Origin of the sequence: Nostoc sp. 2RC, assembly GCF_014222165.1 — a bacterium.
In the GTDB taxonomy this organism is placed as follows: domain Bacteria; phylum Cyanobacteriota; class Cyanobacteriia; order Cyanobacteriales; family Nostocaceae; genus Nostoc; species Nostoc linckia.
The window spans coordinates 1-6,836 of the sequence record NZ_JACKZU010000415.1 but is presented as its reverse complement, the minus strand read 5'-3'; the positions used below and the strand labels follow the sequence as shown (position 1 = coordinate 6,836).

Sequence of the window (6,836 nt, the reverse complement as noted above, 5' to 3'; positions counted from 1 at the left end):
GAGGGGCAGGGGGCAGGGGAGAATATAATTCCCCAGTCACCAGTCAACAGTCAACACTGTAATGACCAATGACCAATGACTAATGACCAATGACTAAAAAACAAAAATTTCCTTACTTACTCGGTTCTAAGTGGACAGCACAGAAAAAAGTTGATGGATGGAGACACTTCCAAGTTGTCAACCGTAAAAATCAGGGTAAGTGGGTATACGCTGAAATGGTGGCTGCTTGCGATCCTAAAGTTCGTTTCTGGATAAACGCCAAATTGTTACAAGATAACTCTCAGTGGCAAGCTGGTTGGCAAACATTACAGCAAATTGACGAACTACAGCAATCCTAAATCATTAGACTTCTACAAGAAGTCTAATGACTAATGATTAGTGACAAAAAAGGCAGGTATAGAACCCGCCCCAAAACTAATATTAATTGAAATTAGCGATCGCTACCTAATTAGCAATTTCCGGCGCACTCAAAGAAACCTTTGGCACTTCGGGTTTTTGTTGTGCTAATGTCGGCACCGAATTACGCAATCTTGCTGTCAATTGTACAGTTGTGGCGTCGTACATTTGAGTGAGCAATTTCGGATAGAAACCAATACCAATAATTGGCACTAACAAACAGGCAATGATAAATACTTCACGGGGTTCAGCATCTATCAAAGCTTGGTGAGAAACTAATTCTTCGTTCTCTTGGCCGTAGAAAATTTCTCGCAACATTGACAGCAGATAAATCGGAGTTAAAATCACCCCAACTGCCATCAAGAAGACTACGATAACTTTAAAGGTAGAGCTATAAGCATCGCTAGTCGCAAAACCAACAAATACCATTAATTCTGCTACGAAACCACTCATTCCTGGCAACGCCAAAGATGCCATTGAACAGGCGGTGAACATGGCGAAAATTTTCTGCATTCTCTTACCGACACCACCCATTTCATCCAACATCAGGGTGTGTGTCCGGTCATAAGTTGCACCTACGAGAAAGAACAAACTCGCCCCAATTAACCCGTGAGAAACCATTTGCAATACTGCTCCACTTAATCCCAAATCGGTAAAGGAAGCAATCCCAATGGTGACAAAGCCCATGTGAGAAATTGAGGAGTAGGCAATTTTTCGCTTCAGGTTGCGCTGGGCAAAGGATGTTAGGGCAGCGTAGATGATGTTAACTACCCCCAAAACGATCAACACAGGGGCAAAATAAGCGTGGGCATCAGGCAGCATTTGGGCATTCATCCGAATTAGAGCGTAACCGCCCATTTTCAGAAGAATACCTGCCAATAACATATGCACAGGTGCTGTAGCTTCACCGTGGGCATCAGGTAGCCAGGTGTGCAAAGGAATAATCGGCAACTTGACGGCGTAGGCAATCAGGAAGCCAGCATAGAGGGCAAGTTGGAAATTCAGGGCGAAATCTTTGAGGGCGAGCGATCGCATGTCGAACGTCACCGTATCACCGTAAAATCCCATTGTCAGGGCAGACAGCAAAATAAACAGCGAACCGCCAGCGGTGTATAAAATAAATTTAGTCGCTGCGTATTGTCGCCTTTTGCCTCCCCAAATCGACAGCAGAAAGTATATCGGCACCAGTTCCAGTTCCCACACCAGGAAAAATAGCAGCATATCCTGGACGGCGAACACGGCAATTTGACCGCCATACATCGCCAGAATCAAGAAGTAAAATAGCTTGGGCTTGAAGGTTACAGGCCAAGCCGCTAAAATCGCCAGCGTGGTAATGAATCCAGTCAAAATAATCAGAGGCATGGACAAGCCATCAGCCCCTACCGACCAATTCAAATCGAGTTGCGGTACCCAGGGGTAACTCTCCACCAACTGCAAATCTGGATTGGAAAAATCGTACCCAGTATAAAAAGCGTAAACAATCAGTGCGAAATCTATCAGCCCCACAATCAGGGAGTACCAGCGCACTGTTTTGCCGTCTTTATCTGGGATGATGGGAATCAGTAGTGACGCCGCTATCGGAAACAGAATAATCGTCGTCAGCCAGGGGAAAGTAGCTGTATTCATCGCAATTTGTCTGCTATCAAAATCATGTTTGGCAAAAAGTCACTAGTTATTAACTAACAGCTTTTTGGGGATTTGCTCTTCCTCGTTAGGTTGATTTAATTAAATCGGCAATCCCCGATTTTTTCTCTTGGGAGTCTATTTTGACACTTGGGAGTGCGGAATGTGGATTAGGATACCCCCAGTCAAGTCAAAAATTGACCCTCAACAAAGCCGCTAAACTAGAATTCTAGCGACGGGACAGCGTAGCCCAACCCAGGCGTTGCTAAAAATACATCATGCTGTTTGCTGGTTTTCCAAAAAAGCGATTTGGTGCAAAAAGCATGAGAGGAGAAACAACCCTATGATAATGGCACAAATTGAAAATCAGATCTGATACCAATCATGTTTGCTACCATGACGAACGAAAATACAACCCATTTCTTCAAGCTTACTGATTAAGTCTCTTCGTTTCATGAGACTTCAAGTTCTGCAACTCTGCGAATATTTTGGATAGTTCCACTTGTTAATTCACTGAAAATATCTAGTAGATTTTCTCTTAGCTCCTCTTCGGTTTCACCCTGAGTCCAATAATCAGGATATTCTTCGAGATAACCTAACCACATATCATCATATTGCCAGTAAATGTATTTCTTCTTTATCATTCGCGTATTCGTGCTTCTTCAAAGGAGTACCGAAATATCTAAAATCTAAAATCCGCACGGTCAAGTCAAAAATTTACCCGAAAAAAGCTGCTAGGGTAGGGTTTTGGAGATGCGATCGCCTAGTCCAACCCAGGGGTCGCTAAAAATACACGATGCTGTTTGCTAGTTGTCGAAAAAGCGATTTGGTGCAAAAAAGCATGACAGGAGAAACAATCATAATGATAAAGGCACAAATTGAAAATCAGATTCGTTATGTCACCAACGCAGATGGAGAAACAACAGATGTACTCGTCCCTGTAGAACTTTGGCAACAGCTTATAAGTTCCATAAATTCTGATAACATCGGTGGTTTCGCTTGGATTGATGAACAAGAGCCAAAAGCACAAATATTAGCCGAACTGCAAGAGTCTGTGCGACAAGGAGCAACAGGACAAACTTTCCCAGTTTCAGAGCTTTGGGACGATATCACAGCCTAGATTTATGGCAGAAGTCCGGTTTACACCTCCCTTCAAACGCCGTCTCAAAGCTCTGAGTAAACGCGATCGCCAAACTCAAATTGACATTGAACCCATTATCGAGCAGCTACAGGCTGGAAATTTGATCGGCGATCGAATCTCTGGGATAGACTTGACCGTTTTTAAAGTTAGGGCAAAAACAGTGATATCCCGACGGGCAAAAGCGGTGGATATCGGCTGATTTATTCAGGTTGTCTCACCTGAATGTGTCTTACTTCTACTCCAAGAGTACCTGGAAGATTTGCAATATGAGCCTCTAATAAGTTATACAAGTAGTGTTGTGTAATATGTAACATTTAAATGCCACTTCAATTTCCTGATTCATGGCGCTTTAACTCTTCCCCAGAGTCAGTTATTCCTAATGCAGCGATTGATGAATTTGAGAAACTTACTGGTATAATAGTAGCTAAGGCAAATCGCTGGGAGTTACTAGAGTATTTTAAAGAGTGTTTTGCACATGCAGTAGGCTCTACGAGTGTCTGGAGTACTTCAGAGAGTTGGGCAAGCACAGATTTACGGTCATATTTGGAAGACGCGGCTAAAAACCCATCCCTGTTTCTGGAGGCATTCTACGACGCGTGTGAGAATCTTCGGGATAAATATGCAATCCCTGACATTGAACGTATCAACGATATTTGTCTTGAACACAAGATTGCTTATAAAATCGATCCACCAAAACTTGTTAAGCTATGCGAAGGTGAAGAAGCTATCTCTGTGGCCGAACCACCAGCAACCTTTACTGAGCCTGTAAAACAACTTATTAGGGAATCTCTAAATCGCTCTGAGCAACTATTGAATGAAAATCGACCTAGAGAAGCAGTTATTGAAGTACTTTGGATTCTCGAATCAATTACAACTGCTTTTAGAGGTGAGCAATTACCATCTGGAACTATAAAAGGGACATACTTTAACGTAATTGTGAAGGAACTACGCAATGCAAATGAAGGGACAGCAATCAACTATATATTGAAATGTTTAGAAAGTCTACATGGTTATCATTCGTCACCAACTGGTGGTGGTGGTCGGCATGGACTTGATCTAAAAGAGGGCAAACCAATGACGCTTTCTGAAGGTCGCTTATTCTGTAATCTTATTCGTTCTTACATTTCTTTCTTACTTACCGAGTATGAAAGACTCATAAATAATGATGTGTCGGACAATTTCTAACAATGTGTTGCAGCGAATTGCAGCGACAACCAATTATTCAACTAACAGACATCAGAAAAACTTTGTATTCAAGAAATAATGTAGGGGCAGACATTTGTCCACCCCTATTAAAATCAGGTCACACCAAAGACAATCACTAAACCCAAAACAGCGCCAAACACAATCAAGGCGTAGAATTGAGCGCGACCGTTTTCGAGGTATTTTAGACCTTCGCCGCTGACAAGGGTGAAGAAGCCTGTGAGGTTAACTGCACCATCGACAACGCGGAAGTCAACTTCCATAACTTGTCTAGCCACGCGACGCAGGCCGAGGACAAAAACACGATGGTAAATGTCATCAAAGTACCACTTATTGAGGGATAACTCGTAAAGTGGTTTGATTTTAGCAGCGATCGCAGCTGGGTCAATTTTACCCTGCAAGTACATTAAGAAAGCCAAACTAATGCCAACTACCGAAATGGCTACTGAAGCACCCGCCATAATATAAAACTCTGTCGGGTCGAACTCGGCAGTTTTTTCTAGAACTTCTGAGAGGGTTTCGGTTGGTGGAAATATAAAATGCTCGAAGTAATTGGCAAAGGGAGTTCCCACCAAACCAATCAAAATCGAAGGTACTGCCAAAACCGCTAAAGGCAGAGTCATTGTCCACGGCGACTCGTGGGGAGAATCGCTGTGATGTCCGTGGGAGTCATGGGAGTCATGGGAGTGAGTTACCGCCAATTCTCCTTTTTTCATGGCTCCAGGGCCATAATTCGGCACTGGTTCTTCTGACTCTAACTCTAGGACGATTGTCGCTGCCTTCTTCAGCTTTTGCTTGATTTTGTCATCAGTTCCGCGGAATTTGCCTTCAAATGTCATGAAATACATTCTGAACATGTAGAAAGCAGTAATACCGGCGGTTAACCAACCAACCAACCAGAGGAATGGGTTAGCTTGAAAAGCTTGTCCCAAAATTTCATCTTTTGACCAGAAACCAGCGAAGGGGGGGATACCAGAAATTGCCAAGCAACCAATCAAAAAGGTAGTTGCCGTCACTGGCATATACTTCCGCAGTCCGCCCATCAGGCGCATATCCTGGGCTAAGGCGGGGTCGTGACCGACGACACCTTCCATACCGTGAATTACGGAACCAGAACCCAAGAACAGCATCGCCTTAAAATAAGCGTGGGTCATCAGGTGGAATAGTCCAGCACTGTAGGAACCCACTCCCATTGCCATCACCATGTAACCGAGTTGGGAAATGGTGGAATAAGCCAAGCCTTTTTTGATGTCGTTTTGGGTAATGGCGATAGTTGCCCCCAAAAACGCCGTAAATGCCCCAGTAAAGGCAATGACTGTCATTGCTGCTGGGACATGTTCAAATACTGGGTACATCCGGGCTACCAGGAAAACACCCGCTGCCACCATTGTTGCTGCGTGAATCAAGGCAGAAATGGGGGTGGGGCCTTCCATTGCATCTGGTAGCCAGACGTGCAGAGGAAATTGGGCCGATTTCGCCACTGGACCGAGGAAAACTAAAATCGCAAACAGGACAGCGAGAAAATTGCTGATAGAACCTGTTTCTACGAGTTGAGCGAGGCGATCGCCCATAATGTTAAAATCAAAGCTTCCCGTTGCCCAGAACAGCCCTAAAATCCCCAACAAAAGACCAAAGTCGCCCACGCGGTTGGTTACAAATGCTTTTTGTGCGGCATCTGCGGCTGACTTGCGATCGTACCAAAAGCCGACCAGCAAGTAGGAACACATCCCGACAAGTTCCCAGAATATATAAATCTGTACTAGGTTGGGGCTAAGCACCAAACCTAACATTGAAGAGCCAAATAAACTGAGATAAGCATAAAACCGCACGTAACCGGGATCGTGAGCCATGTAGCCATCGGTATAAACCATGACCAAACAGGCTACTGTTGTCACAATCACCAGCATTAGGGCTGTCAGGTGGTCAACAGTGTAGCCCATGCTCAGGTGAAAATTGCCTGCCGCAGCCCACTCCAAGTTATGGGTGTAAGCCGGATGTCCTTGAACTTGACTCCACAACAAAGCAAACGACAGCGCCATAGCGGCTCCCATTAGGGAGATAATGACTACAGCGTTCAACTGCCGCAGGCTATTTGTCACCTGATTCAACGAGATTAACCCTAGACCGACCAGCATTGCCCCAAAAAGAGGTAACACCGGAATCAGCCAGGCATACTGATAGATTACTTCCATCACTGACGCCTACTTTTAGAATTCTTGACTAGCGTGTCGGAACTGTTAACAATTGTGACACACACCCTTTAGGATAAAATAACCCACCCAAAGCTGATTGGGTGGGGTATTAAGCATGGTTTTAGATTTGGGCAATGGGCATTGGGCATTGGGCACGGGGCATGGGGCATTGGACAAAACCCTTTGGGTAGGGAAAAGGGGAAAGGGGAAAGGGAAAAGGAGGGATCTTGCCTTTGCCCTTTCCCCTTACCCCCCTACCCCCTCCCCCCTCCCCCCTTCCC

General features: G+C 44.6%; 7 protein-coding genes. 4 read left to right on the top strand and 3 right to left on the bottom strand.

All coding sequences use genetic code 11. The features are described from left to right. The first annotated feature begins 89 nt into the window (after positions 1 to 89). Complete coding sequence (locus GNE10_RS30160; RefSeq protein ID WP_099067154.1) at positions 90 to 338, top strand: TIGR02450 family Trp-rich protein; 249 nt, start codon at positions 90 to 92, stop codon at positions 336 to 338. A 106-nt stretch (positions 339 to 444) separates the two neighbouring features. On the opposite strand, the gene ndhD1 is transcribed toward GNE10_RS30160, so the two are convergent. Beyond that, positions 445 to 2,022, bottom strand: a complete 1,578-nt coding sequence (ndhD1, locus tag GNE10_RS30155; protein ID WP_185569448.1) for a photosynthetic/respiratory NAD(P)H-quinone oxidoreductase subunit D1 — start codon at positions 2,020 to 2,022, stop codon at positions 445 to 447. A 449-nt stretch (positions 2,023 to 2,471) separates the two neighbouring features. After that, entirely contained in the window at positions 2,472 to 2,663 is a 192-nt protein-coding gene (locus GNE10_RS30150) for a type II toxin-antitoxin system HicB family antitoxin (RefSeq protein WP_185569446.1), read from the bottom strand. 218 nt (positions 2,664 to 2,881) lie between these two features. On the opposite strand from GNE10_RS30150, the gene GNE10_RS30145 reads away from it, so the two are divergent. From GNE10_RS30145 to GNE10_RS30135, 3 genes are all read left to right on the top strand, one after another. Then, positions 2,882 to 3,139, top strand: a complete 258-nt coding sequence (locus tag GNE10_RS30145; protein WP_185569444.1) for a hypothetical protein — start codon at positions 2,882 to 2,884, stop codon at positions 3,137 to 3,139. Positions 3,140 to 3,143: 4 nt separating this feature from the next. Beyond that, positions 3,144 to 3,359, top strand: a complete 216-nt coding sequence (locus GNE10_RS30140; RefSeq protein ID WP_260447088.1) for a hypothetical protein — start codon at positions 3,144 to 3,146, stop codon at positions 3,357 to 3,359. Between the two features lie 119 nt (positions 3,360 to 3,478). Beyond that, on the top strand, positions 3,479 to 4,345 hold the full coding sequence (locus GNE10_RS30135) for a hypothetical protein (protein WP_185569443.1): 867 nt from the start codon (positions 3,479 to 3,481) through the stop codon (positions 4,343 to 4,345). A 113-nt stretch (positions 4,346 to 4,458) separates the two neighbouring features. Here GNE10_RS30135 and GNE10_RS30130 read toward each other — a convergent pair whose 3' ends face one another. Next, on the bottom strand, positions 4,459 to 6,555 hold the full coding sequence (locus tag GNE10_RS30130) for an NAD(P)H-quinone oxidoreductase subunit 5 (RefSeq protein ID WP_185569441.1): 2,097 nt from the start codon (positions 6,553 to 6,555) through the stop codon (positions 4,459 to 4,461). Positions 6,556 to 6,836 lie beyond the last annotated feature (281 nt).

What these genes read in the sequence shown, in the direction of transcription:
- GNE10_RS30145 (WP_185569444.1), top strand. Translation starts at nt 2,882, where the DNA reads ATGATAAAGGCACAAATTGAAAATCAGATTCGTTATGTCACCAACGCA.
- GNE10_RS30140 (WP_260447088.1), top strand. Translation starts at nt 3,144, where the DNA reads ATGGCAGAAGTCCGGTTTACACCTCCCTTCAAACGCCGTCTCAAAGCT.
- GNE10_RS30135 (WP_185569443.1), top strand. Translation starts at nt 3,479, where the DNA reads ATGCCACTTCAATTTCCTGATTCATGGCGCTTTAACTCTTCCCCAGAG.
- ndhD1 (WP_185569448.1), bottom strand. Translation starts at nt 2,022, where the DNA reads ATGAATACAGCTACTTTCCCCTGGCTGACGACGATTATTCTGTTTCCG.
- GNE10_RS30160 (WP_099067154.1), top strand. Translation starts at nt 90, where the DNA reads ATGACTAAAAAACAAAAATTTCCTTACTTACTCGGTTCTAAGTGGACA.
- GNE10_RS30150 (WP_185569446.1), bottom strand. Translation starts at nt 2,663, where the DNA reads ATGATAAAGAAGAAATACATTTACTGGCAATATGATGATATGTGGTTA.
- GNE10_RS30130 (WP_185569441.1), bottom strand. Translation starts at nt 6,555, where the DNA reads ATGGAAGTAATCTATCAGTATGCCTGGCTGATTCCGGTGTTACCTCTT.